The organism is Flaviramulus aquimarinus (genome assembly GCF_039543205.1).
Classification (GTDB): domain Bacteria; phylum Bacteroidota; class Bacteroidia; order Flavobacteriales; family Flavobacteriaceae; genus Flaviramulus_B; species Flaviramulus_B aquimarinus.
The window spans coordinates 70,260-97,236 of the sequence record NZ_BAABJH010000006.1 but is presented as its reverse complement, the minus strand read 5'-3'; the positions used below and the strand labels follow the sequence as shown (position 1 = coordinate 97,236).

21 protein-coding genes are annotated in these 26,977 nt (G+C 32.0%); 12 read left to right on the top strand and 9 right to left on the bottom strand.

Features of this window, described 5'->3' with window-relative positions; genetic code table 11:
- Nucleotides 1-161: 161 nt before the first annotated feature.
- Nucleotides 162-2,552, top strand: coding sequence for a heavy metal translocating P-type ATPase (locus ABD941_RS11960; RefSeq protein ID WP_345274373.1), 2,391 nt, complete (start codon nucleotides 162-164; stop codon nucleotides 2,550-2,552).
- 169 nt (nucleotides 2,553-2,721) lie between these two features.
- Here ABD941_RS11960 and ABD941_RS11955 read toward each other — a convergent pair whose 3' ends face one another.
- The 6 genes from ABD941_RS11955 to ychF form a co-directional block, all read right to left on the bottom strand.
- The gene (locus tag ABD941_RS11955; protein ID WP_345274372.1) at nucleotides 2,722-3,882 is read right to left on the bottom strand and encodes a peptidase MATCAP family protein; all 1,161 of its coding nucleotides are present in this window, start codon (nucleotides 3,880-3,882) and stop codon (nucleotides 2,722-2,724) included.
- Nucleotides 3,883-3,886: 4 nt separating this feature from the next.
- The gene (locus ABD941_RS11950) at nucleotides 3,887-4,717 is read right to left on the bottom strand and encodes an N-formylglutamate amidohydrolase (protein ID WP_345274371.1); all 831 of its coding nucleotides are present in this window, start codon (nucleotides 4,715-4,717) and stop codon (nucleotides 3,887-3,889) included.
- A complete protein-coding gene (locus tag ABD941_RS11945; RefSeq protein ID WP_345274370.1) occupies nucleotides 4,710-5,870 on the bottom strand; it encodes a sulfurtransferase in 1,161 nt (386 codons plus the stop codon). Before ABD941_RS11945 ends, ABD941_RS11950 begins: the two co-directional genes overlap by 8 nt.
- A 97-nt stretch (nucleotides 5,871-5,967) precedes the next feature.
- Nucleotides 5,968-7,005 carry a glutathione synthase gene (gshB, locus tag ABD941_RS11940; protein WP_345274369.1) on the bottom strand — a complete coding sequence of 346 codons (1,038 nt, stop codon included), beginning with the start codon at nucleotides 7,003-7,005 and terminating at the stop codon, nucleotides 5,968-5,970.
- A 170-nt stretch (nucleotides 7,006-7,175) separates the two neighbouring features.
- Nucleotides 7,176-8,501 carry a dicarboxylate/amino acid:cation symporter gene (locus ABD941_RS11935; RefSeq protein WP_345274368.1) on the bottom strand — a complete coding sequence of 442 codons (1,326 nt, stop codon included), beginning with the start codon at nucleotides 8,499-8,501 and terminating at the stop codon, nucleotides 7,176-7,178.
- Nucleotides 8,502-8,805: 304 nt separating this feature from the next.
- Nucleotides 8,806-9,900: a redox-regulated ATPase YchF gene (ychF, locus tag ABD941_RS11930; RefSeq protein WP_345274367.1), complete on the bottom strand. Its 1,095-nt coding sequence runs from the start codon at nucleotides 9,898-9,900 to the stop codon at nucleotides 8,806-8,808.
- 259 nt (nucleotides 9,901-10,159) lie between these two features.
- Between ychF and ABD941_RS11925 the strand changes: the two genes are divergently transcribed.
- Entirely contained in the window at nucleotides 10,160-11,632 is a 1,473-nt protein-coding gene (locus ABD941_RS11925; protein WP_345274366.1) for a carboxypeptidase-like regulatory domain-containing protein, read from the top strand.
- 158 nt (nucleotides 11,633-11,790) lie between these two features.
- Here ABD941_RS11925 and ABD941_RS11920 read toward each other — a convergent pair whose 3' ends face one another.
- The 3 genes from ABD941_RS11920 to ABD941_RS11910 form a co-directional block, all read right to left on the bottom strand.
- The gene (locus ABD941_RS11920) at nucleotides 11,791-14,331 is read right to left on the bottom strand and encodes an AAA-like domain-containing protein (protein ID WP_345274365.1); all 2,541 of its coding nucleotides are present in this window, start codon (nucleotides 14,329-14,331) and stop codon (nucleotides 11,791-11,793) included.
- A 1-nt stretch (nucleotide 14,332) separates the two neighbouring features.
- Complete coding sequence (locus ABD941_RS11915; protein ID WP_345274364.1) at nucleotides 14,333-15,583, bottom strand: P-loop NTPase family protein; 1,251 nt, start codon at nucleotides 15,581-15,583, stop codon at nucleotides 14,333-14,335.
- A 248-nt stretch (nucleotides 15,584-15,831) separates the two neighbouring features.
- Nucleotides 15,832-16,185, bottom strand: coding sequence for a 4Fe-4S dicluster domain-containing protein (locus ABD941_RS11910; protein ID WP_189362346.1), 354 nt, complete (start codon nucleotides 16,183-16,185; stop codon nucleotides 15,832-15,834).
- Nucleotides 16,186-16,282: 97 nt separating this feature from the next.
- On the opposite strand from ABD941_RS11910, the gene ABD941_RS11905 reads away from it, so the two are divergent.
- The 10 genes from ABD941_RS11905 (at nucleotide 16,283) to ABD941_RS11860 (ending at nucleotide 26,931) form a co-directional block, all read left to right on the top strand.
- A complete protein-coding gene (locus ABD941_RS11905) occupies nucleotides 16,283-17,341 on the top strand; it encodes an acyl-CoA reductase (protein WP_345274363.1) in 1,059 nt (352 codons plus the stop codon).
- Between the two features lie 77 nt (nucleotides 17,342-17,418).
- Nucleotides 17,419-18,483 carry a 3-phosphoserine/phosphohydroxythreonine transaminase gene (gene serC / locus ABD941_RS11900; RefSeq protein WP_345274362.1) on the top strand — a complete coding sequence of 355 codons (1,065 nt, stop codon included), beginning with the start codon at nucleotides 17,419-17,421 and terminating at the stop codon, nucleotides 18,481-18,483.
- A gap of 129 nt (nucleotides 18,484-18,612) precedes the next feature.
- A complete protein-coding gene (locus ABD941_RS11895) occupies nucleotides 18,613-19,563 on the top strand; it encodes a D-2-hydroxyacid dehydrogenase (RefSeq protein WP_345274361.1) in 951 nt (316 codons plus the stop codon).
- A 122-nt stretch (nucleotides 19,564-19,685) separates the two neighbouring features.
- Nucleotides 19,686-20,324: a DUF937 domain-containing protein gene (locus ABD941_RS11890; protein ID WP_345274360.1), complete on the top strand. Its 639-nt coding sequence runs from the start codon at nucleotides 19,686-19,688 to the stop codon at nucleotides 20,322-20,324.
- A gap of 195 nt (nucleotides 20,325-20,519) precedes the next feature.
- Complete coding sequence (locus ABD941_RS11885; protein ID WP_345274359.1) at nucleotides 20,520-20,957, top strand: DUF6146 family protein; 438 nt, start codon at nucleotides 20,520-20,522, stop codon at nucleotides 20,955-20,957.
- Nucleotides 20,958-20,993: 36 nt separating this feature from the next.
- Entirely contained in the window at nucleotides 20,994-21,296 is a 303-nt protein-coding gene (locus tag ABD941_RS11880) for a DUF6787 family protein (protein ID WP_345274358.1), read from the top strand.
- On the top strand, nucleotides 21,296-21,628 hold the full coding sequence (locus ABD941_RS11875) for a hypothetical protein (RefSeq protein WP_345274357.1): 333 nt from the start codon (nucleotides 21,296-21,298) through the stop codon (nucleotides 21,626-21,628). Before ABD941_RS11880 ends, ABD941_RS11875 begins: the two co-directional genes overlap by 1 nt.
- A 34-nt stretch (nucleotides 21,629-21,662) precedes the next feature.
- Nucleotides 21,663-24,062, top strand: coding sequence for a TonB-dependent receptor (locus ABD941_RS11870; RefSeq protein ID WP_345274356.1), 2,400 nt, complete (start codon nucleotides 21,663-21,665; stop codon nucleotides 24,060-24,062).
- A 19-nt stretch (nucleotides 24,063-24,081) separates the two neighbouring features.
- The gene (locus ABD941_RS11865) at nucleotides 24,082-24,654 is read left to right on the top strand and encodes a type 1 periplasmic binding fold superfamily protein (protein WP_345274355.1); all 573 of its coding nucleotides are present in this window, start codon (nucleotides 24,082-24,084) and stop codon (nucleotides 24,652-24,654) included.
- Between the two features lie 654 nt (nucleotides 24,655-25,308).
- Nucleotides 25,309-26,931, top strand: a complete 1,623-nt coding sequence (locus ABD941_RS11860) for a right-handed parallel beta-helix repeat-containing protein (RefSeq protein ID WP_345274354.1) — start codon at nucleotides 25,309-25,311, stop codon at nucleotides 26,929-26,931.
- The last annotated feature ends 46 nt before the right edge of the window (nucleotides 26,932-26,977 follow it).

Sequence of the window (26,977 nt, the reverse complement as noted above, 5' to 3'; positions counted from 1 at the left end):
TAGAAAAAACGTACTACAACAAAGCACTGAGTTAAAAAAACAGCAGTTAAGAGCTAAATCTAAAATTAGTTCTTTTCTGCTATCTTTGTTTTAAACGGATAAATAGCAACAATAATCTGTTACTTTTCATACACAAAACCGCAAGCTAAAATAATACATAAATGAAACACACGTATCACATTCACGGAATGACATGCAGCAGTTGTTGTAGTCACGTAGAAAAAGTGCTTTCTGAAGTGAAAGGTGTTTCAAATGTAACAATTCATTTAAAACAAGCAGTAGCTACAATTGAAATGGAGTCATATATTCCAATCGAAACCTTTCAAGAAGCATTAAAAAATGATGGAGCCAGATACGGTATTGATAGACAAGGTGAACATCATCATTTAGAAACTAAAAAAGAAAAACAACCAAAAGTAAAAGGCACAGGTACGTTTTATTGTCCTATGCATTGCGAAGGGTATAAAACTTATGCCAAAGCAGGAGATTGTCCTGTTTGCGGAATGAACTTAGTGCCAATGCAACCAGATGTTTCAGTAGAGGAAAAAAACTATAAAAAGCTATTAAATAAGTTTTGGATTGCAACTGCATTTACATTGCCTATTTTCTTAATTGCTATGAGCGAAATGCTCACGAACAATCCATTGTATGATATATTAGATCAAAAAAGTTGGAATTGGGTTCAGTTTGGCCTATCCATTCCAGTTCTTTTTTATGCCACTTGGATGTTCTTTGAAAGAACTTTTAAAAGTATCAGAACCTGGAATCTCAATATGTTTACGCTTATTGGAATAGGTTCAGGTGTGGCTTGGCTATTTAGTGTATTTGGAATGTTTTTTCCTGATTTTTTTCCCGCACAATTCAAAACAGAATCGGGAGTAGTACACGTTTATTTTGAAGCTGCAACTGTTATTTTAACATTGGTTTTAATGGGGCAATTGTTAGAAGCACGTGCACATAGTGAGACCAATTCTGCAGTAAAAAAATTATTAAAATTAGCACCTAACAAAGCCATAAAAATAATAGATGGCAAAGAAGTTGAAGTCAGTATTGATAGGATAGTGTTAAATGATATTCTAAAAGTAAAACCAGGCGATAAAATCCCTGTAGATGGTTCAATAATAGAAGGCGTAACAACCATTGACGAATCTATGATTACAGGTGAACCTATTCCAGTAAATAAATCTAAAGATAGTAAGGTAAGTAGTGGTACTATAAATGGAAATAAATCCTTTTTAATGAAAGCTGAAAAGGTAGGAAGTGATACACTATTATCACAAATCATTCATATGGTTAACGATGCAAGTCGTAGTCGTGCACCCATTCAAAATTTAGCAGATAAAGTTTCGAGGTACTTCGTGCCAGTTGTAGTAATCATATCAATAATTACATGCATTGCATGGTCTGTTTGGGGACCAGAACCCGCTTATGTGTATGCGTTTGTAAATGCAATTGCAGTTCTTATCATTGCGTGTCCTTGTGCATTAGGCTTAGCAACACCAATGTCTGTAATGGTTGGTGTGGGCAAAGGTGCTCAAAATGGAGTACTAATCAAAAATGCGGAAGCTCTTGAAAAAATGAACAAGGTAAATACCCTAATAGTTGACAAAACTGGAACCATTACTGAAGGTAAACCAACCGTGGAAACAATAGGTGCTTTTAGTCATACTTTAAATAAAAAAGAGCTACTTCAATACATCGTGTCATTAAATACCAATAGCGAGCATCCATTAGCTGAAGCCACTGTAAAATATGGAAAAAAACACAAGATTGAAATGTTAAAGTCTACAGGTTTTAGTGCAGTTACAGGAAAAGGTGTTGAAGCAACAATAGATGGTAAAAAAGTATCATTAGGTAATCCTGGAATGATGATCTATGCAAATGCAGACATGACATCTACAATGAAAACGGAAGCTAAAACTTACCAAAAGCAAGGCAAAACAGTTTCCTTTTTGTCAATAGAAGAAACCGTTGTTGGTTATGTAGTTATTGGCGATAAGATAAAAGAAACAAGTGCTAAAGCTATTAAAACACTTCAGGATAAAGGGATTGATATTATAATGCTAACAGGCGACAATCACGATACAGCACAAGCAGTAGCATCAGAACTTAATCTGTCAGATTTTAAAGCCAGTATGTTACCAGAAGATAAGCTCAAAGAAGTAGAGCAACTGCAAGAAAAAGGAAAAGTTGTAGCAATGGCGGGTGATGGCATTAATGATGCACCAGCATTGGCAAAAAGTGATGTAGGTATTGCAATGGGCACAGGAACAGATGTAGCGATAGAAAGTTCAATGATAACTTTAGTAAAAGGCGATTTACAGGGTATTGCAAAAGCAAGAAATTTAAGTACTGTAGTGATGAAAAACATTAAGCAGAATCTGTTTTTTGCACTTATCTATAACACATTGGGTGTGCCCATAGCAGCAGGTATTTTGTTTCCATTCTTTGGAATACTACTCTCGCCAATGATAGCAGCGTTAGCAATGAGTTTTAGCTCGGTATCTGTAATAGCAAACGCATTAAGATTAAGAACGATAAAAATAGAGTGATACATAGCTAACAGAGAACAATGTGTATCATTAATTGCCTTGGTGTTAGGACATTTGAAAAATTAATTCGGAATTTTCTCTAACAAGTTTTTGTTTACCAAATTAGTAGCGTGTTGAATCACGCAACCAATCATACTCAAAACCACAAGCTCACCCCACAATATAACAACTACTTCAAACTCCGTAAAATAAAATCCACCTTTTTATTGGTGTTCTTATTTTCAGCATAAGAATCTGTAATGTGTTTTGCAGGAACGGCGAGTCCTTTTTTAATAAGCGATTTGATATCATCCACATATTCAAGAGTCACTTTGCCAGTTAGTAGTAAACTTAAATCTTTCCCATCATGGTAATAATCATAAACCTTTTTAAGTCCTGTTAAGTATAAATAATCTTTAGTAAATCCACCGCCTCGATGTGCTCTAACGGTAATATAAAAAGCTTCTTCGCGCTCTAAATCGTATTGGTTATGCAACAATCTAAAAGTTCTGGAAAAAGAATACCCTTTAGCCAAGCTATCTACAGCTATAACACGATAGGCTAATTCTTTTAAACGCGTTATGGTTAAATTATTACTCATATATTCTGAAAAAACTGCCAAACCTTCTTGGGTTTCTTCGTTATTAGGAAAACCATGCGAAAATATTTTTAACGGATGCAACAAGCCGTTCATAGTCGTTACCATGTGCACACCAATTTCATGATTGGTAAGCACCGCAATTTCGTTATCAGAATAGGTATGGTTGCTGTTTAAAACCAAAGTTTTGATATTATTCAACACCATGGCTATGGCCGAAATTTTATCAGAATGCTTGATGTTATAACTAAAATCGTATTTCTCTGAAAATGTTTTAAAAAACACTTCAGATTCAGTAGCAGTATACTTTGGTTGAAACGCTGAAATATCTTTATTTTCATCTTTAAAATGAAGAATAAATTTAGCATTTTCAACGTCTTTTTCTGTGGGTGTTCCAAAACAATGCAAACAGTTATAATAGAATTTTTTACCGCTCCCAATAGTCTCAATACATTGTATTAATCCTGAATAGGCATAAATAATATCTTCATATAAATTTTTAACTTCAGCATCTTCAATAAGCTCTAATGCTTGTGTAAACAACTCTCTGTGCAACTTGAATCTATCAAAATTTATAGCTGGATATTTAAAAACAGGATCTGTTAAATATTTAGATGAAAAAAAATGCGTTTTCTCTTCTTCAATATTTATAGGATTCACATAACTAAGCAATTCAATTTGCTTAACTAAGGCATCAATATTATTATCTATTTCTAAAAGCACTGTAGTTACAGCCGTATTATCAATCTTCATTAAACTATCTTTTAAAACTTTTATGTAGGCTTAAAGCATGCTCTGGTATACGCTTTGCTAATGCTACCTCAACGGCACTTACAACTTCAGGGTAAATAATTTGCTCATATTCATCGCAATACACCTTAGCAATTTCGGTTGCCAAAACTAATGTGTTTTTAAAATTATTTGTAATAAATTTTAAGAAATACCCATTACCTTGGAATGTATCGTTAATTAAGGACGTCGATTTTATATGATTTGGAAATTCTATTTCTGATAGACTTTGTCGCCACTGTTCTATAACATCACCAAAACGCGCATGGTCCAGGTTACTCGTCCCTAAATTCCAAGTGGGCACTTCCCTATCCCAACGTTTCCAATTATAACTATGCATGTCGTATACGGTACAAAATCCAAATTTAGACTCCAACGTTTCTATTAAAGCATGAACAACTTTATAAAAACAAGCATGTTTTTGAAGACTTTTTGCTTTCATATGTTCAGAAAGTGGTTCACGCCATAATTGTTTTCCCCAAGCGGTTTCAAAAACGGCATCCTCTGGCGCGCGATTTAAATCGTATTCAAACCTTGAATCGCATCCAGCAATGACTATGGGATGCGATTTAACCATATGTTTAGTTTCAGGGTCTTCTTCATACCAACGCTCATATTCTGTGTGGATACAGTTATTCCAAAGCTCTTTTCTAAACTGGTGTCCGTCATGAATGGCGGCACAGGCATAAGGCACATACGCATCAATTTTTATAGTAAATGAATAATCTGATGATACGGCTTCAAAAGTATCTCTAGATTCAATTTTAGAAATGATTTCTGAAACACTTAACCTATCCATTTTTTAAAATTTTTTTAAGTTGCATATAGACCATTTGCTCCATAACATCATATTCGCCATCAGCAAAAGCCATTAATTTAATATCAGCAAACAAATCTGCCAAATCATTTCTGTAGTAATCATGTGTTTTTACAGCTTCAATTATATTTTGAATACTCTGATAATCGCTATCCTTTTCAAATTGATCTGTTACCCGTTTGTATACGTTTTTATCTACACGATTTAAAATGTATTGGGTTTCTGTTCTAGACTGATTTAAATCTGCATTGGAAACATATATTAAAATATAAGCCAGCAATTCGTCTTTTGTCCAAGTACTTGGCATTTTCATATCTCCAGTTGTTAAGGTTCCCCATTCGGTCCATGAACCATCATAAACAGATATGTTTTTATATCCAGAAATTTCGGCACCTAAAGCCAAAACACATGCGGTAAGTCCTGAACCGCACGAAAAAATAATATTGTCGCTTTTATTGGCAACCATATAAAAAGTCTTTGCTAAATCTTTTTTGGATTTTAGAAGCCCATTTTCCAATAAATCTGTATAAGGTAGATTAACAGAATTGGGAATTGTACCCATCCGTAATCCTTCCCTAGGTTCTGGTTCCGTGCAATTAAAACGTCCTGCTGAACGTGCATCGATAATATTATGGGTTTTGTTTTTTGAAGCCTTTTGAATATCATCAAAAAACTGCATATATCCTGGTTGAAGATGCGCCTCAAAATCTCCTACTACACCATCAAAATTCTGCATTAACGCTGTATTGTAATTGGCTTTTTTCCATGCTGGAAAGCCACCATTTAAAACAGCAACATTTTGAAAACCAAAAGCTTTAAATAGCCACCATACTCGAGCACTAGAATAAATACCTTTATCGTCATAAACTACAATAACGCTATCCTTATTTATACCCAAGGCTCTAGCTTCTTTTTGAAATTGTTCTACCGAAGGAAACGCACTCGGAAACGGATTTGAGGTATCGCTAAACTTCTTCTTAATATCAAAAAATCTAGCCTTTGGAATTTGCTCTAATGTAATATCAAAAACCTTGTTAATCGTTCCATCTAATATAACAAGATTATTAGCGTGACTATGCTCATGAAGCCATTCTACTGAAACGATTGGTGATGTTAATGTTATTTTGGAACTCATTATTCTACTAAAAAATTAAACACAAACACTAAATATTATGAGATGTCTCATTCATACCTCATTTCGACATGACACAAAAATTAATTAGCATATTTTATTAAGCGTCTTGAACTGTTTTACGAAGTCTGGTACGTCTATCAAAAGCTTGAAGTTTATCTAAAACCTTCATTTCTAAAAAGTCAATAACCTTTTCTTCAATTTTCACTTTTAGTTTATATACTTTATTGATATAGGTAATACCGCCTGGCGACATAACATTAACTTCTACTAATTTACCACCAATAACATCAATCCCTACAAAAAAGAGCCCATCGTTGACTAGTTTAGGGCCTATCTGCTTACATAATGCCTTTTCTGTTTTTGTTAAAGCATGCCTTTGTACGCTTCCTCCTGCTGATACATTCGATCGGTGGTCATCATTTCCTGGAACACGTTTCATAGCGCCTACAGGTTCGCCATTTAAAATTAAAATACGGACATCGCCTTGATCTGCGCCTTCAATATAATCTTGAAGAATAACATAATTAGAAGATCCATCACCACTGGTAATATAAAAATCAAGTAGGGAATTAATATTGCTCATGGCCGATTTTTCGATAAGAATTACCCCCGAACCTCCAAAACCATTTAATGGTTTCAAAATCATTTTATCAGATTTTGACTCTTTAATCTGTTTAATTAAATAACGTTTACTTTTTGATACGTGCGTTGCAGGTATAATATTACTGTGTGCATCACCAAAGGCCGCTGTATACAATTTATTGTTTGCTTCGCGCATGCCCTCAAGAGAGTTCATAATAAAAACATCATCTTTCACAGAATCTAAGAAATTAAGCATGATAGGGTCTAAAGGTGGATTAGCTCTAAAGAAAATAACATCAAAACCTGCTAGCGGAAGCATTTCTTCTCGCAATTCGGCTTTTTTATAAAATGATTTTAAAGAACCTGGTGTTTTTTCCATTCGCCCAATAACTCTACAATTAGCTGTCGTTACACTATTTCTAATCGTTAAATCGGCAGGAACACACATGGCAACGCCATGTTTACGTTTAACACATTCTTTTATCAAGGCAAGAGTTGTATCGTTATCAGGGTCAATTTCTTCCCAAGGATACATTATAAAACAAACATTCATTTTTTATTTTTTTGGTTGATTATAAAGTTAAAGGATTTTTAGTTTATCCCAAAATTCTATTAAAGGTTCTTTTTTGGCGTTACCACAAGGGTCGGGCTTTCCGTTACAAGTCCTCGTGCCTGTGGGCTTTCCTCTACAATCCCTAACGCACCTGTCCGCCAAGTAACGTTTTATTTTACCTCATCATAATGGTCATCCCACTCTTTGGGTTTTGGCTCATGCAATTTGTTTAGAGACTTAGCTACTATCATAGACACTGTGGCATCACCAGTAACATTTACAACGGTCCTACACATATCCAAAGGTCGGTCTACTGCAAAAATAAGCGCAAGCCCAATAGGCAATAACTCAGCCGGAAAACCAATAGACTCCAATACAATAACAAGCATAACCATACCTGCACTTGGCACGGCAGCACTACCAATAGACGCTAATAATGCTGTAGCCACAATAACAAGTTGGTTGGTAAACGTTAAGCCTTCTGGCCAAATAACTTGCATAATAAATACAGCCGCTATTCCCTGATACAGACTCGTTCCGTCCATATTTACAGTAGCACCAACAGGTAATACAAAACCTGATACTTCTTTATCCACACCTAAATGCTCTTCAACACGTTCCATAGTTACAGGCAAGGTTGCTGCACTACTACTAGTTGAAAACGCCAATAATTGTGCTGGACTTATCTGCTTTAAAAACCACAACGGTGATTTTTTTGTGTAAACGCTTACTAAAATAAGGTAGAAACCAATCATTAAAATAAGACCTCCAATAACACAGAAGGCATAAAAAAGCAGTTTAATTAAAATCTCTACATCATCAAAAGCAATAATAACATTTGCTAATAATGCAAACACCGCATAAGGCGCAAAAAGCATGATTAAATCTACCATTTTCATAACCACTTCATTAAGCGAGTCGAAAAAATCAACCAAAGGCTTTGCTTTCTTTTCACCTATTAATAGCAAGCAGATACCAACAAACAATGCAAAAAAGATAACTTGTAGCATAGAGGCTTCTACAAAAGATTTAAAAATATTACTCGGAAAAATATCAACTAAAGCCTGCAATGGCCCAGCTTCTTTTTGAGCTGAGGCTTTCATTAACTTATCGGTTACACCAGCATCGTTTTCGTATTTTAGTTTAATTTTTTCAATGGTCTCTTGTGGCATACCATCTCCTGGTTTAATAATATTTACAATACTCAAACCAATAACTATAGCAACCAAAGTCGTTGCAATATAAATACCAATAGTTCGTAAACCCATGGATTTAATTTTAGATATATCCTTTAAATCTGAAATCCCTTTAATTAAAGAGGCCAGAATTAAAGGCACAGCAATAAGTTTTAAAAGATTAATAAATATGGTTCCAAAAGGCGCTATCCAATCGGAGACGATGTTTTTTCCACCATCAACAGTATTCATAATAAACCCAAAAATGATTCCGAGAACCATTCCTATAATAATCTTCCAATGTAATGCTAGTTTTTTCATAAAGCCTCTCATAAGCTCTCCAAAGGAGAGAAATTTGTTAGTTTAAATGTTGCAGTATTATTTATTATCAAAAATAATTTGAGACAAGATAAGTATTTTTAATGTGTTTAGAATATAGCTTTAATCTTCATTTTAGATTATAGAAGTTTGATCTAAAAAAAGATATCATCATAGGAATTGCTATGTAATTAGGAATTAGGACTCTACAAATTACACATCCTTAGGCTTCTATAATAATTATATTTACAAACCTTTAAAAGTAAAGCGTTTTAAAAATCTAAGTATCCAAACACTAACAACTAATTTACACATTAAACAAGAAGTGCATTACATCGCCATCTTTAACAATGTAATTTTTCCCTTCAACACGCATTTTACCAGCTTCTTTTACTTTGGCTTCACTGCCATATTGCACATAATCATCATAACCAATAACTTCGGCACGAATAAAGCCTTTTTCAAAATCGGTATGAATTACGCCTGCTGCTTGAGGTCCAGTGGCCCCTATATCAACAGTCCAAGCACGAACTTCTTTTACACCAGCCGTAAAATACGTTTGTTGGTTTAGTAATTTATAGGCAGAACGAATTAATTTTGCCGCTCCAGCTTCTTCCAAACCTATATCTTGAAGAAACATTTGGCGCTCTTCGTAGTCATCTAACTCATTAATATCGGCTTCTGTTCCAACAGCTAGAACTAAAACTTCGGCATTTTCATCTTTAACAGCTTGCTTAACTTGCTCAACATAGGCATTTCCGGAAACTGCAGAACCTTCATCCACATTACAAACATACATAACAGGTTTATCTGTAATAAACTGCGACGGCTTAACATAATCGTTAGCATCATCTTCACTAAATTCTATAGCTCTAACCGATATTCCTGATTCTAGTCCCGCTTTTATTTTTAATAAAACAGCTTCTTCTTTTTGAGCTTCTTTATTTCCTGTTTTAGCAGCACGTTTTACTTTATCCAGCTTTTTTTCAACCGTTTCTAAATCTTTTAACTGCAATTCCATATCGATGGTTTCCTTATCGCGAATAGGGTTTACATTACCATCAACATGCACAATATTGTCATTATCAAAACAGCGTAAAACGTGCAAAATAGCATCGGTTTCACGGATATTAGCTAAAAACTGATTTCCTAAACCCTCACCTTTACTGGCACCTTTTACCAATCCTGCAATATCAACAATTTCTACTGTTGCTGGCATAACACGTTCCGGACTTACCAAAGACTCTAATTTTTCTAAACGTGGGTCTGGCACATTTACGACCCCAATATTGGGTTCTATAGTACAAAACGGAAAGTTAGCACTTTGCGCTTTTGCATTTGACAAACAATTAAATAAAGTCGATTTCCCGACGTTTGGTAATCCTACGATGCCTGCTTTCATTAATTCTGTATTTATTCCATTCCCGCTTTCGCTGGAATCAATATGTTATTAGTTCAAATTTTAAGACTGCAAATGTAGTTAATAAAATAGAATTCCACGATTTAAAAGTCGAGGTTACGACTGAAATTGGCTTTCTTGTAAAGACGAGAATGGTATTGGCACATGCTAACGATTTAAAACAAACCCTGAATAGAATTATATACAGAAAACTTGTAACATTACCCTGCTTTAATCGTTTAGTTGTTATACTATATCTTACATGAAACCTATTATTACATCTATTGCTTTTATTCTCTGTACTAGTTTTTTGTTTTCGCAGAATATAACGGCTAAACTAATTTCAAAAGAAAGTAAAAAACCCGTTCAGTATGCCAATATAAAAACAGGGCAATACAGTGGCGCTATTTCAAACGAAGAAGGTTTTTTTACCATCCGATCAAGAGATAAAACAAAAACCATTGAGATTAGCTGCATGGGCTTTAAAAACAAAACGCTGAGTATTCAAGAGATTAAAGCCCTGGGATTTGTAATTAAACTAGACGAAGCCATTAATCAACTTAGTGAGGTTTTAATAACCAATAAAAACCCCAATGCGATAAGCATTTTAGAAAAGGTAAGGTCTAAAATTTCTGAGAATTACGATAACAACCTAAACAAATACCAAATTTTCCATAGAAATACTGATCGCGTGGATTTTAAAAGTCTAACGTTTGAAATTGATAAAGCATCGCATGTGAGTTTTAAAGGCATTGATGAAGCCAATACGGCATTAATAAAAATGTCGGAAGACATTAAAACCAGTGATATGGTTCATTTCAAAGATTTTAAAGGCACCTTATATAACCTGAATCCTGATAGTAGTAAAATAGCCGTGAGCAAAGCCACAAAATTGTTTGATTATAAAAACAATTTTTCGATTGAAGACATTCAGAAAAAATCGCAAAGCATTATTTTAAAGTATTTGGACACTACCAAAACCTACAAGTTAAAAACGGGGTTGTTCAAAATTGAAGATTCCCTATCCTTGAAAGATGACCAGTTTAAAGAACTTGAGAAAAAGGAATACGACATACCTTATTTAAACACAGAGTCTAGAGCTTTGCTACAGAAAGCACAATTTTATGACACCTCTTTTTTAGATAATGTTATAAATCCTAAGTTATACGAATACATTTTTGAGGAGTCCACTTTAAATAATGGTGAGCTCACCTATATTATTCGTTTTATTCCAAGGAAAAGCAAATCCAAATACGCTGGTAAATTATACGTAAGTGAGGACACCTATGCCATTACCCGTGTAGATTACAGCTATTATAAAGGCAGGCACGGTGAGAAGCTGAACCTTAAATTGATTTTAGGCGTAAAATTTATAGCCAATGTTAGTGAAGGGATGCTTTTGTTTGAAAAAAACAGCAGAGGTAAATACCATCCTAAATATTTAAAACAAACAGTAGGTGCTTATTTTTATGTTAATAGATCTTTAAAGTTTATTGAAAATAGTCGCGCTAAAAACAAAACAAATTTTGATTTTAAAATTGAAGGAACCAACCGTAACAAAGAAGAACTATTATTTACTTCTAATGAAAAAATAACGATTGATGGGTTTAAGGCTATCCAGCAAGACGAAATTGTGCCTTATACCCTATTGAGTACTTTTAAAAACACCATTTGGGACGATGAAGACATTTTAGAGCCGTTACTGGAAATGAAGCGTTTTGGGGGTGCTGAGTAATGAATACTTGAGAATTGATTGAGCTGCGGTCTAGTATAAGAATAGTAGCGGATTTTTATGCACTAACTTTTCGGTTAAACAAAGACCTTCTTTATATTTACTAATTTCGTTTTAGCGATTAAACCGCTATTATTTTTATACATTGTTAGGTGCAGTTTTTATATTATTACACAATTTCCAGATGTAATATCTTTTTCCAGCTTTTTAAATTTATCCTCAATTACTTTTCCGTTGTTATAGCGAACTTTTATTCTTTCATTTCGCCCATATTTTTTATTAGAAATAAAAGGCAGTATTTGTTGAGTTGGTTTTGGATAAACAATATCGTTCATCTGCTCTTGAATTAATTTAAGAGCTTTTTCATCAATCATTGATGTCTTAGTTTCAAGACTTGAAAGTTTAATAACTTCAATAGTTTTGGTTGCAGTTAATTTAGCATTTACAACATCATTTTTAGTGTCATAAAAGATAGATAACCAATAATAAATTATTATGGATTCATAATTTAAAACTTCGTCATCAATTTGTTCAATTTGTTTTATAGTCTCAACACAAAGTTTAATTCCATCTTCGATTTTCTTTTCATCAAATAATTTTCTTATTGCTATTGCATAAATGTATAGATCATTAGCACTTATTCTATTAACTATAGTCTTGAATTTTTTAAAGTATTCAAAGAATATAATCGAATTCTCATTTTCAATAATTGCTAAATCATAATAAACTAGTTTTAGTACATCTTTTTCTTTTATATCTAAAAGAGATTCTAAAATTTGTTTAGAGTTATTAGATATTTTACTAGCTCTATACGCAATAAATGATTTATTAACTTCTTTATTGTATATGTATTTGTAGGAATATTTTAAAAGTTTTTTATATAAAGTATTATCATCTTTATCAAATAAATAACCTAAATAGTTTAATAAATGCCTTTCATTAAAACTCGTAGGATAAGTATTCTGATTTTCAAAAATTAAGTTATTTGAAATAATAGAATTAACTAACTCATTCTTATAATTTGTGTTTTCATTAGGTTTTAAATTATGTAATAAATGTTTTATGTATATCGAGTTTTGTGTATTTGCTAAATCATATGAAGATTGAAGTAACTTTATTCCTTCTAAATCATTTTCTTTTTCTTCTAATCTAATAACTGCTCTATGATATAGGCATATCGCCTTAAAGTTGTCTATTTCATCTGTTGTTCTATTTTCTTCAGCTTCGCTTTCGATTTCAATAGCAGATTCAATTAAATCATTAAAAAGTGAATCAGCTTTTTTTGAATCAGAATTTAATGTATTTATGGCAATGTTGTAAAGTGCATTTTGATAATAAAAATCATTTGTCTTAGTTTCTATAACTGTCTCTAAATCTTTATATCCTTCAGATGGGTTTCCAGATGCAATTTTACAAACACCTACCATAGATAATGCCTTTCTTTTATCCTCGGTGTCTGAAAAATCATAGACTAGATGTTTCAAAGTTTTTTCGTAATTTCTTATGTTATAATATGAAGCTCCAAGAAAATATTTAATTGTTTCTAAATCTTTATTAGAGGGAGAGTTATTCAATAGTGTTTCAAAAATTTCAATAGCTTCTTTGTATTCTTTTGAAACATATTTTGCAAGACCAAATGTGACTGTAATATCTTTTGATGATTTTTCAACACTATTAATCCAATCAATTGTCAAACTTTCTTTAATTATACGGTTCTTTATTTTTGTAGTTTTATTAAACTGTGAATTAATTATACCAAATAAGTAGAGTTTCTTTTTTAATTCGTCTGAAATATCATTTGTATTATTCTGTAATTGAATTATAGCCTGTCTAACGTCTTTATTAGATTTTACAAGTTCTCTTATGTGGTCAATAGGAGCAATGTCATATAGTGTTAAGTATTTCCCTTTTATTATTAGGCTAATGGATTCTTTTGTAATAGGTTTCTTTGATATTATTTGGTCTTCAATTTCAGAACAAATGTCAAATGTCAGCCTTGGATTACCATTAGTCCATTTGTAAATTTCATTTGAAATTGAGTTATCAATCTTTAATTTACTTTTTTTTATGAACGTATTGTGTTCTTCTAATGTAAAATCATCTAGATATATTTTATCCCCAATATTGAATGGAGATTTATTTCTATCCTTTATTAATTCTGTGGGTTCAATTACACCAGATAGAATATAAGTTAACCTTTCAAATTCTTCAAAGTTTGTTCTAGAAAAATAATTGCTTCTAATTTGAGCAAAAATATTATCTGAATAATCAGCAGTTCTTAGAGCATCTATCTCATCTAGTATGATAACAATATCTCCTTTGAAATGATTTAAAATAATTCGTAACGATTTTGAGTATTCTTTATGAGGAGGAAGAGAGTTTTTTCGTAATGAATATATTTCAGAAACTATAGGTTCGAAAATATCTTCAAATGTTTCTATAATAACATCTATAATATTTAAATAACATTCTCTTTCATATTTAAATGAGTTTGATAAATCAACATATGCAAATATTCTGTTGTCACTTTCTAACGTTCGTTTAGCGTTAATTAGCAAGTTCGTTTTTCCCATTTGCCTTGCTACCAATACGTAACCAGGTCTTTGCATCTCATCAACAATCCTTTTTAATTGTAAATCAGCATCTCTTTCAACGTATAAATGAGGAGGAATAGAAGTGTATTTTTTTAATATTTTCGTCATTTTAAACTATTTCTGAAATAACTTTTTCAACTACTTTTTTGATTGAGCTACTATCTAATTTTTTTCCAATAATAATTTTTTTAATTATTGCTTTTAATAATCTAGGAGAGTTTTTGGATTTACTAATTATATAATCTTTAGATGAATCTAAATTTATTTTTAAAGCGTTGCTTATTATCTCCAGAAGTAATACATTGTCCTCTTTCCACTCATCACAGCATATAAATTGAAAGTAATTACCTGCTTTAGAAATGTTCTTAATAATAGTTTTTGGGTTTGAAATAGTTGATACGACAAACTTTAATTCATTATTGTTTTTATTAGAGTAAAAAACAACAAGATTAATTAAAGATTCTGAAATGTCTTGGAGCAATTTATTTTCCTCAATAGCTAATTCGTCAATTACAATTACTATACTTTTTGAAGGGACTTTACATAATATATTTGCAATGTTTTTTATTATATTGTTTTCATTAGCCTGTCTGTCAATATTGAATTTATCTTCTATTGTACATAGAATATCATTTAAAACATCTTCAGGTGAATTTATTTTAGTAGGACTTAAATCACAATAGCAATACTCAACTTCATTAATTCTTAAATTTCTATTTACTAGAGTTGTTTTTCCTGAGCCAGATTTTCCAAAAACCCAAACATTTTCAATGTTAAGGGAATCATTAAAAGTTAAATCAATTGACCTTTCGAAATAGTAAGGTTCAACATCTTTGGAATAGTTATTAAATAATACTTTATTATAATCTACCTCAGTTATGCTTGTTTCAGCAGAACCTATATTTGAGATATATAAATCAATTTCAAAATTCAATTGATTCCATAGACTTTCAATATTGGTATAAGGTGCATAGAAGTGTTTTAAATCATTTAACTTGTTTTTAAATTTATTTATAGTTGGGTCTACTTTAGTTTTTATTTCTTTAAAGTATGTATGAATTTGTGGAGAAGAAATATTCTTAAAAGATTCCAAAGCAACATCGAATTCTTCTTCGGTATACATACCAATTTTACTATAACCCAATAAAACAAAAATATTACAAGACCTTATTTTTTCATTGTACTCGTCTTGTGACCTAGTTTTTGACATTTTTGTAGAAAGGTCTTCCCAGTTTTCTAAATGAATAAAATATCCAGAGTCAGAAATTATTTTGTTTTTTCGATTAATTCTTATTTCAAATTCCTTTCTGTCTTCTAACAATTCATTTGAAGAGGCTAAAAATATTTTTATTTTATTCATTCGTTTTTCTTGTATTCTCTATGTTTCTTCAAATTGCACCTAACAATAGTATAACCACAAGTTTATTTATTCATACTTCGTTAAAATACATACCTTTTAATATTTTACAACTAAGGATACGATACTAAAACAAATTTAATACAAATCCTACATTATTGAAAGTGAAGTTATAAACAGTTGTAAACAAAAAAATCCCAAGCCAAAGCTCAGGATTTAATTATCAATTTTAAATTGTAAATGCTCAATGCTTAGCCATCAGGATGCATAAATTTTTGTTTAGCCAAAAGTTCTTCTTCTGTTTCCACAACATCTTCATCAGGCACACAACAATCAACCGGGCAAACCGCGGCGCATTGTGGCTCATCATGAAACCCTTTACACTCCGTACACTTGTCTGGTACAATATAGTAAAGTTCATCGCTTACTGGTTCTTGAGCTTCATCAGCATCAACCTCATTACCGTTTGTTAAAACCACGGTCCCTTCTAAACTGGTACCGTCTTTATAGCGCCAATCGTCGGCACCTTCATATATTGCAGTATTAGGGCACTCAGGTTCGCAAGCACCACAATTTATACATTCGTCTGTTATTATAATTGCCATAGTAATTTTTATCTTTTAAAATTTAAGAACTCTGTAGAGATTCCTTAAATTTGCAGTTGCAAAAATAAAGCCAAAACCATTCATAACCAAATTAAGGATGCAATTACAAGAAAGAATTAATGCTTTTGTAAAATTAGGAGATTTTTTAAGGCAATTTTCTAATGAAGTAATCCAAAAAGCCGATAATGTTGAACACAACGACTTGTTTTTTGATGGCTTTAAACATCAGCTAAAATTAACCGAAGAGCACAACGGCTGGTTTACAAAAGAAAATATTCGGTTTGCTTTAGCCTCATGGTCAGAAGCCCTGAGCTCTAAAAATTTAAACACTTGGTTAAAACCTTATAACATAACAGAAGTAAACCCTAAGCAAGTCGCTATTATTATGGCAGGAAACATTCCGCTTGTAGGGTTTCATGATTTTTTATCGGTGCTTATTTCTGGTCATAACGTATTGGTAAAACAATCTTCGAACGATAAACACCTACTCCCCTTTTTAGCAAAATACTTAGAGTTGGTAGAACCACAATTTAAAGGCAACATGACCTTTACCGAAGCTAAAGTTGAAAATTTTGATGCTGTAATTGCTACAGGAAGCAATAATACTGCACGTTATTTTGAATACTATTTTAAAGACAAACCTTCTATTATTAGAAACAACAGAAACTCGGTTGCGGTTTTAACAGGTAATGAAACTAATGAAGCCTTAAAAAACCTATCAGAAGACATTTTTAGATATTACGGGTTAGGATGCAGAAATGTTTCCAAGCTATTTGTGCCAAAAGGCTATAAATTTGATGCGTTTTTTGAAGCCATATACCATTGGAACCCCATTATAAACAAAGCTAAATATGCCAATAATTACGATTATAATAAAGCCGTATATTTAATGAGCGAATTTGATATGCTAGAAAATGGGTTCTTTATGATTAAAGAAGATGAAAGCTATGCATCGCCAATAGCTACGCTTTTTTATGAATATTATGACAACAGTGAGCATTTAAAAACAAAATTAGCAGCTGATAAAGACCAAATTCAATGTATCGTTTCCAATGGATTTACAGAAAATGAAATTGCATTTGGAGCTACTCAAAAACCGCAACTTTGGGATTATGCGGATGATGAAGATTCTATTGAATTTTTGTTAGCAATTTGATGAAAAAATTATTGAATATTTAATATAAATTCCCCAATTAATTAGCAACTTTGCATCTTTAAATTTTACTACAAAAAATGAAAAAACATAACTTTAGTGCAGGACCAAGTATTTTACCACCAGAAGTTTTATTAAAAGCTTCGCAAGCCGTAGTTGATTATAATGGTAGTGGCTTATCATTAATAGAAATATCCCATAGAAGCAAAGACTTTGTTGATATTATGGAAAACGCTAGAGCTCTAGCATTAGAGTTACTTGGTTTGGAAGGCAAAGGTTATAAAGCATTGTTTTTACAAGGTGGAGCAAGCACACAATTTTTAATGGTTGCCCTTAACCTTTTAGAAAAAAGAGCAGGATATCTAAATTCTGGATCTTGGGCTGAAAAAGCCATCAAAGAAGCTAAAATTTATGATGATATCTATGAAGTTGGTTCCTCAAAAAGTGCTAACTATAATTATATTCCTAAAGGTTATGAAATCCCTGAGGATTATGATTATTTCCATTGTACATCAAACAACACCATTTTTGGTACTCAAATGAAATCATTTCCAAGAACCAATATCCCATTGGTTTGCGATATGAGTAGTGATATTTTTTCACGTACTTTAGATTTCTCACAATTTGACTTAATATATGCTGGAGCTCAGAAAAACATGGGACCTGCAGGAACAACCTTAGTTGTAGTTAAAGAAGATGTTTTAGGAAAAGTATCTCGTAAAATCCCTTCAATGATGGACTATAAAGTACATATTGATAAAGGAAGTATGTTTAATACCCCACCAGTATTTCCAGTGTACACATCAATGTTAACCTTAGAATGGTTAAAAGGACTTGGTGGTATAGCTGCTATTGAAAAGGAAAATGAAAAGAAATCACGTTTAATGTATTCTGAAATTGACTTAAATCCATTATTTAAAGGATTTGCAGCAAAAGAAGATCGATCAGACATGAATGCAACATTCACTTTAGAAAACGATAACCTTAAAGATACATTTGAAACCATGCTTAAAGAAGCAGGAATTAGCGCTGTAAACGGGCACCGTAGTGTTGGTGGTTATAGAGCATCAATGTATAACGCTTTACCACTAGATAGTGTAAAAGTGTTGGTAGAAGTCATGAGTGAATTAGAAAGCAAAGCTTAAAATAGTTTGCAGGATTCAGTCACAGTTGACCGTATTCACACAAACGTAAAAAATAAATTTAATTAAAAAGTATAAAGTCAATGAGTTGTTCAACTTAAAACTTTTAACTTTTAACTTTTAACTAGAAAAATGAAAGTATTAGCAAACGACGGTATTTCACAAAGCGGTATTGATGCCTTAGAAAAAGCAGGTTACGAAGTAATTACTACAACAGTGGCCCAAGAGCAATTAATAAACTACATTAACGAAAAAGACATTGCTGTTTTATTAGTACGTAGTGCAACAACAGTACGTAAAGATTTAATTGATGCCTGCCCAGGATTACAGATTATTGGTCGTGGTGGTGTTGGTATGGATAACATTGATGTAGAGTATGCAAGATCGCAAGGACGCAGTGTCATTAATACGCCTGCAGCATCTTCGCACTCTGTTGCCGAATTAGTATTTGGACATCTTTACGGATTATCTCGTTTTTTACATAATGCTAATAGAGAAATGCCTCTAGAAGGTGATAGTAATTTTAAAGGTTTAAAGAAAGCCTATGCAAAAGGCACCGAATTAAAAGGAAAAACCTTAGGTGTTTTAGGATTTGGTCGTATTGGTCAAGCTACAGCTAAAGTAGCCTTAGGTGCTGGAATGAAGGTTGTTGCTTTTGATCCGTTTTTAGAGCATGCTAATTTAGAATTAGACTTTTTTGATGGTCAAACTGTAAACTTCGATATAAAAACCATTTCTAAAGAAGATGTTTTAAAGCAAGCTGATTTTATTACATTACATGTTCCTGCTCAAAAAGATTATGTTATTGATGAAGCAGAATTTAACATGATGAAAGATGGTGTTATTATTGCAAATGCAGCACGCGGGGGTGTTCTTAATGAAGTAGCACTCGTAAAAGCTATTGAAAGTGGTAAAGTGGCTAGAGCGGCTTTAGATGTTTTTGAAAAAGAGCCAAAACCAGAAATGCAATTATTAATGAATCCTGCATTATCATTAACACCACATACTGGAGCTGCAACAAACGAAGCTCAAGATAGAATTGGTACAGAATTAGCGTCACAAATAATTAATATTCTTGGATAGATAAAAACAAATTGTGACCAAAATAGAATTATTGAGTCCTAACTCTAGAAGTTGGGACTTTTTTTGTACTTTAATCGTCCTCTTTTTAGGAAACTTTATTAATTAACACTTACAAAATAATCATGGCAGGAATTTTAGATTTATTAAACAGCGACTTAGGAAAAACTATAATTAACGGCGTAGCTGGTTCAACAGGAAACGATACCGATAAAACAAGTAGCGTATTAACAATGGCTTTACCAGTTTTAATGAAAGCTATGCAACGAAATGCTGCAACACCCCAAGGAGCAGAAGGCCTTATGGGCGCTATTCAAGGTAAGCACAATGGTAGCATTTTAGATAATCTAGGTGGATTATTTAGTGGTGGTGTTGATAATGATGTAAAACAAGATGGCGAAAAAATATTAGGGCATGTTCTAGGCGCTAAACAATTGGGTGTAGAAAAAGTATTAGGAGAAAAATCTGGATTAGATGCGGGTTCTGTTGCTAATATATTAAAAGTTGCAGCACCAATTTTAATGGGTGTTTTAGGAAACCAAGCCAAACAACAAAACGTAAGTTCCTCCAATGGTATAGGAGATTTGTTAGGTGGTCTTCTTGGTGGAAGTTCGTCACAAAATGAACAAAGTTTTTTAGAATCTGTTTTAGATGCCGATGGTGACGGAAGTGTTGTTGATGATGTCGCAGGAATGGTTCTTGGAAATGCGAGCAAAAAAGGCGGACTTGGTAGTCTACTAGGTGGTCTTTTTGGAGGAAAATAATATTTCCAATATATAAATGTATAAGAGCTGAACAGAATGTTCAGCTCTTTTTTTTTGTTAAAAACACTTAAAAACAAGTGTTTAAGAAACAGTTTTTGTAAATTTATTAAAAAGATAAAGGTGTTTAACTTACCGTAAAAGTCCGTTAACTCACAAGCAATACTTTTAAAAACTAAATTAAACACATTGAAAGCTATGAAAAAACTTTTCTATATATTACTTATTCCTGTGTTTGTTTTTAGTTGCAATACACCAAAAACAACTACAGAAAAAAAAGATGAACGCTTAGCAAATGTTAAACAGAATGATACGGTTACCATTGTTAATGACGAATTAGAATACCAAATCATCATTATAGAACCTGGTTTTAACACTTGGCTAATAAGCAGAGCGCAACCTGAGGGCTACTATTCCCAACAGTTTTTAGAGAATAGAAATTCTATTTATGTTACCGAATGGAACCAAAGAGTACAGCAACCACTAAGATTTGACCCTAGTTTGTATGAACTACCTATTGATTATCAATATGGTATAGATTACGGCTATGAAGTAAACTACAAACTTTATAATTATTTTATATATTTTCAAATAACATATAAGCAAAGATTAGGGCCTTTTGTTCCTAGAATTTAATTTCATTTTTGCTACTTTTGCATTCAAATTGCGATTGTGGAAAAATTAAAGAAACGTTGGGGCATAGAAAACAATTGGCAAATCATTGTCATTTTAATTGTTTTTGCAGTAACAGGTTCTACAGCCTCATATATTGGCAAACCTATATTAAACTACTTAAATATTACACAAGAAACGTTTTCAACGTTTGGGTATTGGGTTTTACGTATTGTTTTGCTATTCATTATGTATCAGTTTATGTTAGTCTTTTTTGGTTGGGTATTTGGTCAATATCAATTTTTTTGGAACTTTGAAAAGAAAATGCTTCGCAGAATAGGCTTTAAACGTTTTTTAGATTAATGAAATTATTAAAAGAACATATTGCTTTTAAAATTTTTACCCTTGTATTAACGGTTACATTACTGGTACCATCTGCTGTGAAATTCGCTCATATCTTTTCACATCATGAGCATGAAGTTTGTAATGGTAACCCAAAAACCCACTTTCATAAGTTAGATGTAGATTGTGAGTTCTATAAATTCAAACTTAATTCCCAATTTTACACAGCTAATGAGTATGTTGAATTTACTGTTTACAACTCATATTATAAAATAAATAAATTAACCTATAATTTCCTTAATAATCATCGGCAATTATCTTTTTCGTTAAGAGGCCCTCCTTGTTTAGTTTAAATCCACGCCCTTTTTTAAACTAAAAATATTAACAATGAAATATTACGCATTGATAGTAAGCTGCCTTGTATTTAGTATAGCTTATAGTCAAAAATGCATCTCTGAATTTTCAGGAAAGGTTGAAGATTTTCATGATGGTTCTGCTATTGTTGGAGCAACAATTTACATTGAGACACTGGACATTTATACGACAACAGATCTAAATGGTAATTTTACCATTAAAAATCTTTGTGATGAAAAAATAATGGTAACCGTATCTCATGTTGGATGTGAAACCAAACGATTGGATATTACCATTCAAGGAAACACTTTTTCTAAAATAAATTTAGAACATCATATTGAAGAACTCAATGAAATTACAGTACAGGGCCATTTAGATAAAAAGCAAACTAAAACAAGTCAGGAAACATTATTAAAAACTGAAGATTTAGAAAACTATAGTGCTTCTAGTTTAGGTGATGCCATAAAACAAATTAGTGGTGTATCATCATTAAACACAGGTAATACCATTGTAAAACCTGTAATAAACGGTTTGCATAGTAGTCGGGTTCTTATTGTAACTAATGGTGTGCGTTTACAAGATCAAGAATGGGGTGTAGAACATGCTCCAAACATTGATATTAATGCTTCAGGAAGTGTATCTGTCATAAAAGGTTCTGGGGCTTTGGCATTTGGTGGCGATGCTATTGGTGGTGTGGTGGTTTTAAACCCAAATCACATCGTTTTAAAGGATTCGTTATATGGAAAAACTATTGTTAGTGGACAAACCAACGGAAGAGGTTATAGTATAAATTCATCATTATCTAAAACTTATACTAAAGGTTGGTATATCAATGGACAAGCCAGTACAAAACGTTATGGCGATTTTAAAGCTCCAGATTACAACTTAACCAATTCAGGTTTAAAATCCTTAGGGTTTTCAATGAACACCGGTTTTAAAACTTTTGAAAAAGGGTTTAACATCTATTACAGTTATTTAAATAACGATATTGCTATTTTAGAATCGTCCCATATTGGAAATATTGAAGATTTGGTAAATGCCATTAATAGTCCACAGCCTCTTGTAATTAAAGACTTTAGTTATGACATTGGTTTGCCAAAACAAGATGTTACCCATCATTTAATTAAAGCAGGTTTTTATAAACGATTTAAAAAATTTGGGAAATTAGAAGTGCAATACGATTTTCAAAATAATAACCGTTTGGAATACGACCTCCGTATTGGAGATGATAGGTTTAAACCTGCTATAGATTTAACTTTAAAAACACATAGTATCAAGACCAGTTTAAAATTAGATACAAACATTGGGAACACTTATGAGTTTGGTATCTCAGCAAATTATCAAAATAATTTTGCAAATCCAGATACGGGCATTAGACGATTGATTCCTGATTATGATAAATACGATATAGGTGTATATGCAGTTTCAGATTTTATTTTGAATGATAAAACACATTTAGATTTTGGTATTCGTTATGATTTTAATCAATATGATACCAAAAAGTTTTATCTAAAAAGCAGATGGGATGAACGTGGTTATGATGCTGATTTCAGTAATATCATTATTGATGATTTACCCACACAGTGGCTTACCAATCCTAAGTTTGAGTATCATAACTTTTCCGCTTCAGCAGGAATAGCGTATAACTTAAACGATAGCAATACACTTATAGCAAACTATAGTTTATCAAATAGAGCACCAAATCCTTCAGAATTATTTAGTGACGGTTTACATCATTCAGCAGCACGAATTGAATTAGGCGATTTACGTATTACACAAGAAACTTCCAATAGAATTTCGGCTACTTACAAGTATCAAAAAAAACTACTACGTATACATCTTGATGCATTTTATAACTACATAAACAATTATATAGTTATAGAGCCAACTGGGACCCAGCAAACCATAAGAGGTGCCTTTCCTGTTTGGGAATATAAACAAACCAATGCGTCATTATTTGGTGTGGATTTAGATGTTAGTTATCAATTAAATGAGCATTGGGGTATTAGCAATAAATCATCTATAATAAAAGGGAATGATATTTCTAGAGATAGACCTTTAATAGATATACCTGCATTTAAAACCGTTAATACACTTAACTATACCAATAAAAAATGGTTGGATTTTAATACCGAATTACAAAGCGTATGGGTTTTAAGGCAAAACGAATTCCCAAATACTAATTTTGAAGCCTTTATACCTACAACAAATAATATGGTATTGGTAGATATTAGTACACCGCCATCTGCCTACAACATATTTCATTTAAAAAGTGACATAACCTTAAGTATGTCGCAAAAAACAAACTTAAACATTGCATTAAGCATTAATAACATTTTAAATACCTCTTACAGAGAATATCTTAACAGATTAAGATATTTTGCCGATGATTTAGGAAGGAATATTATGTTACAATTAAAATTAAATTATTAATAATTAATAAACAAAAAACATGAAAGTATTAAAAAAAATATTCGTTTTACCTCTAGTATTTACCGCATTAATTTTTAGCAGTTGTTCAAGTGATGATGACAATCCAGTACCTGTTGTTGAAGAAGAAGTGATTACTACTGTAAAGGTAACTTTAACCAATGGAAACGATGTGGTTATACTACAATCTACAGATTTAGATGGAGATGAAGGTCCTAATGCACCAATATTTAGTATTTCTGGACCATTAACCAAAGGAACTACTTATACAGGAAGAATCGAAGTTTTAAACGAAACAGAATCTCCTGCAGAGAACATTACTGAAGAAATTGAAGAATTAGATGAAGAACACCAATTTTTCTTCGCTACAGAAAATAACGTTGCAACATTTGCTTACAATGATTCTGATGGTAATGGTAACCCTGTTGGTTTAAACTTTACGTTAACAACTAATGCATCTGCAACAACAGGCACTATAACAGTAATATTACGCCATGAACCAAATAAAACGGCTAGTGGTGTTAGTGAAGGGGATATTACAAATGCTGGTGGATCTACCGATGTAGCTCCTACATTTAATGTAAGCGTGGAATAACACCATGTAGTGAAATTAGAAAAAAGAGACTGCTTTGACTCATAAAGCAGTCTCTTTTTTTATATCAAACATCATTAAACAACAAGACAGACAACCCTATAAACACTCTTCTTTTCTTATTATCAGTTTCTATATAAATTTCCTATTTCAATAACTTTAGCATAAATAATTTTTTAGAAATTATATTTATTGTTTTCTAGACTCCAATTTAATCTTGAAAATAGTATTTTTTACGAACATCTTTCACCACACAAAAAAGAACATTCATCACGATATAATTTATACGCGCTTACTTATAGTATTCTCTACCAATAATTTAACAAATTAAGCTTACATAAATCACTTATCGCTAATAAAATCAGAAAACCCTATTTAGCTAACATTTTAAAAAAACATGCATTTAATCGGATTTATTTGATTTTCACAGAGTAAAATTATATATTTGTAATCAATTACATAGCCCCAAGCTATCTTTATTTAACATATTATGGTAAAAACTACTTATTTATTTAGGTCAGCATTATTTGCTGCCAATTATCTGTTTTCATTTTTTTTATGTTCACTAAAAGCCCAAAAAGTATAATCTTTTTGTGCCATTTAATGCTATGATAAAAAAAGGATTGTTTTTTTTATCGTACCTCAAATCATACCTTTATGAAAACAGTTATAAAACCTATGCTACTAACATTTTTTTTAATGATATCTATGATATCATGCAATAATGAAGATACATTTATTGAACCCTATGGAGAAAATGATACTGAAGGTGTTGGAAGCGTAGAAGATGATGAAAATAATACTGAAGATTCAAACAATACAGACGATCGAACAGAAATATTTATAGATAGCGGTTCATCAACTACGGTGCAAAGCGCTATAGACGACTTAAGTGGCGATGGTATTATAACCGTGACAGGTTGGGTAACTATAGATTTAAATATTACGATTCCAAGCGGCATCTTATTAAGAGTCAATAATGGTGGAGGATTCAATATTAAAAGTGGTTCCACATTAACACTTCAAGGTCCTGTAAATGCTGGACTTTATAAGATTTTTGATAGTACTGTTAACTTTGTTAATGGTAGTGTTTCAGAAGTAAAATCTGAATGGTTTGGCACCGATGATATTGCTGTGAATTTTGCCTTATTGTCAGCAGTTACTATTCCTGTAAAAATCACCAATAACATTACTGTAAGTAGTGTTATTTTAATGAGCGACAATCAAACATTACGAATGTACGACGCCACTATATTTCCAGTTTCACCAGTAACAGGAGGTGCTGTAATAAAGAATAGAGAAGCATCAAACTCTAACATTAGTATTGAAGGCGGTTATATTAATGGCGAAAGCCTTACCGACGTGGCCTATGATGCTATATTATTTGAAAATGTAGATAATGCCTTAATAAAAGATCTGACTTGCTATAAAGTCCATATTAGATCCAGTCATGATACTGGGAATATTACATTAAATCATTGTACCTATTCTACCGTACAAAATTTTAAATCTTATGATACCTGGAAAGCAGGTATATATATAAGGTATGGACACCATAACCAAATTTTAGATTCTGAGATGAAAGGATGCCATGATTCTGGTATAGCACTTGTAAATAGTCATGATTCTATTATAGATGGAAATTATGTTGATAATTGTGGAACATCTAATGCTTCAAATATAGCTAGTGGAGCGGAAAGAATAATTGTGACAAACAATATTAGCGTCAATAGTTTAGGGGATGTTAATGGAAATGGAATTACTATGGGACATGCTGGTTTTCCTTCAACAGATGCCACCTGTTCAAATAATATTATAGTAAACAATACTGCAAAAGGTATTTTTTTACAAGCTGGCAATAATATGATCGTTAAAAACAATATTGTTATTAATAACGGTATTGATAACAATGGTACCAACTCAGGAGGTATTGCCAATTACTCCAAATCTAATTTAATAGAAGGCAACTACGTCATAGGAAATAGATTGGGTATTAGTTTACATAACGGATCGTTTAATATGGTTATTAAAAATAACAGTATTTTATCCAGTATTATTTATGGGATTAGAAATGATGGTGTAAATACAACAGTTCAAAACAATAGTTTAGGAAACACTACAAACATTTTTAATAACCCTGAAAAAAATAGCATAGCCAATTTAACATTCTCAAATAATAATGAAATGCCGCCAGTATTTCCTGTGGATTATTCATTTATATCCGATTTAAATCTTACCGATTTTCAAAATGAAATCTTAAGAAAACTCCTTAAGTTTTAACCAAATGACATTTTAAAAAAGTCTCATGTTTTATACTAAATCCATA

What these genes read in the sequence shown, in the direction of transcription:
- ABD941_RS11960 (WP_345274373.1), top strand. Translation starts at nt 162, where the DNA reads ATGAAACACACGTATCACATTCACGGAATGACATGCAGCAGTTGTTGT.
- ABD941_RS11955 (WP_345274372.1), bottom strand. Translation starts at nt 3,882, where the DNA reads ATGAAGATTGATAATACGGCTGTAACTACAGTGCTTTTAGAAATAGAT.
- ABD941_RS11950 (WP_345274371.1), bottom strand. Translation starts at nt 4,717, where the DNA reads ATGGATAGGTTAAGTGTTTCAGAAATCATTTCTAAAATTGAATCTAGA.
- ABD941_RS11945 (WP_345274370.1), bottom strand. Translation starts at nt 5,870, where the DNA reads ATGAGTTCCAAAATAACATTAACATCACCAATCGTTTCAGTAGAATGG.
- gshB (WP_345274369.1), bottom strand. Translation starts at nt 7,005, where the DNA reads ATGAATGTTTGTTTTATAATGTATCCTTGGGAAGAAATTGACCCTGAT.
- ABD941_RS11935 (WP_345274368.1), bottom strand. Translation starts at nt 8,501, where the DNA reads ATGAAAAAACTAGCATTACATTGGAAGATTATTATAGGAATGGTTCTC.
- ychF (WP_345274367.1), bottom strand. Translation starts at nt 9,900, where the DNA reads ATGAAAGCAGGCATCGTAGGATTACCAAACGTCGGGAAATCGACTTTA.
- ABD941_RS11925 (WP_345274366.1), top strand. Translation starts at nt 10,160, where the DNA reads ATGAAACCTATTATTACATCTATTGCTTTTATTCTCTGTACTAGTTTT.
- ABD941_RS11920 (WP_345274365.1), bottom strand. Translation starts at nt 14,331, where the DNA reads ATGACGAAAATATTAAAAAAATACACTTCTATTCCTCCTCATTTATAC.
- ABD941_RS11915 (WP_345274364.1), bottom strand. Translation starts at nt 15,583, where the DNA reads ATGAATAAAATAAAAATATTTTTAGCCTCTTCAAATGAATTGTTAGAA.
- ABD941_RS11910 (WP_189362346.1), bottom strand. Translation starts at nt 16,185, where the DNA reads ATGGCAATTATAATAACAGACGAATGTATAAATTGTGGTGCTTGCGAA.
- ABD941_RS11905 (WP_345274363.1), top strand. Translation starts at nt 16,283, where the DNA reads ATGCAATTACAAGAAAGAATTAATGCTTTTGTAAAATTAGGAGATTTT.
- serC (WP_345274362.1), top strand. Translation starts at nt 17,419, where the DNA reads ATGAAAAAACATAACTTTAGTGCAGGACCAAGTATTTTACCACCAGAA.
- ABD941_RS11895 (WP_345274361.1), top strand. Translation starts at nt 18,613, where the DNA reads ATGAAAGTATTAGCAAACGACGGTATTTCACAAAGCGGTATTGATGCC.
- ABD941_RS11890 (WP_345274360.1), top strand. Translation starts at nt 19,686, where the DNA reads ATGGCAGGAATTTTAGATTTATTAAACAGCGACTTAGGAAAAACTATA.
- ABD941_RS11885 (WP_345274359.1), top strand. Translation starts at nt 20,520, where the DNA reads ATGAAAAAACTTTTCTATATATTACTTATTCCTGTGTTTGTTTTTAGT.
- ABD941_RS11875 (WP_345274357.1), top strand. Translation starts at nt 21,296, where the DNA reads ATGAAATTATTAAAAGAACATATTGCTTTTAAAATTTTTACCCTTGTA.
- ABD941_RS11870 (WP_345274356.1), top strand. Translation starts at nt 21,663, where the DNA reads ATGAAATATTACGCATTGATAGTAAGCTGCCTTGTATTTAGTATAGCT.
- ABD941_RS11865 (WP_345274355.1), top strand. Translation starts at nt 24,082, where the DNA reads ATGAAAGTATTAAAAAAAATATTCGTTTTACCTCTAGTATTTACCGCA.
- ABD941_RS11860 (WP_345274354.1), top strand. Translation starts at nt 25,309, where the DNA reads ATGAAAACAGTTATAAAACCTATGCTACTAACATTTTTTTTAATGATA.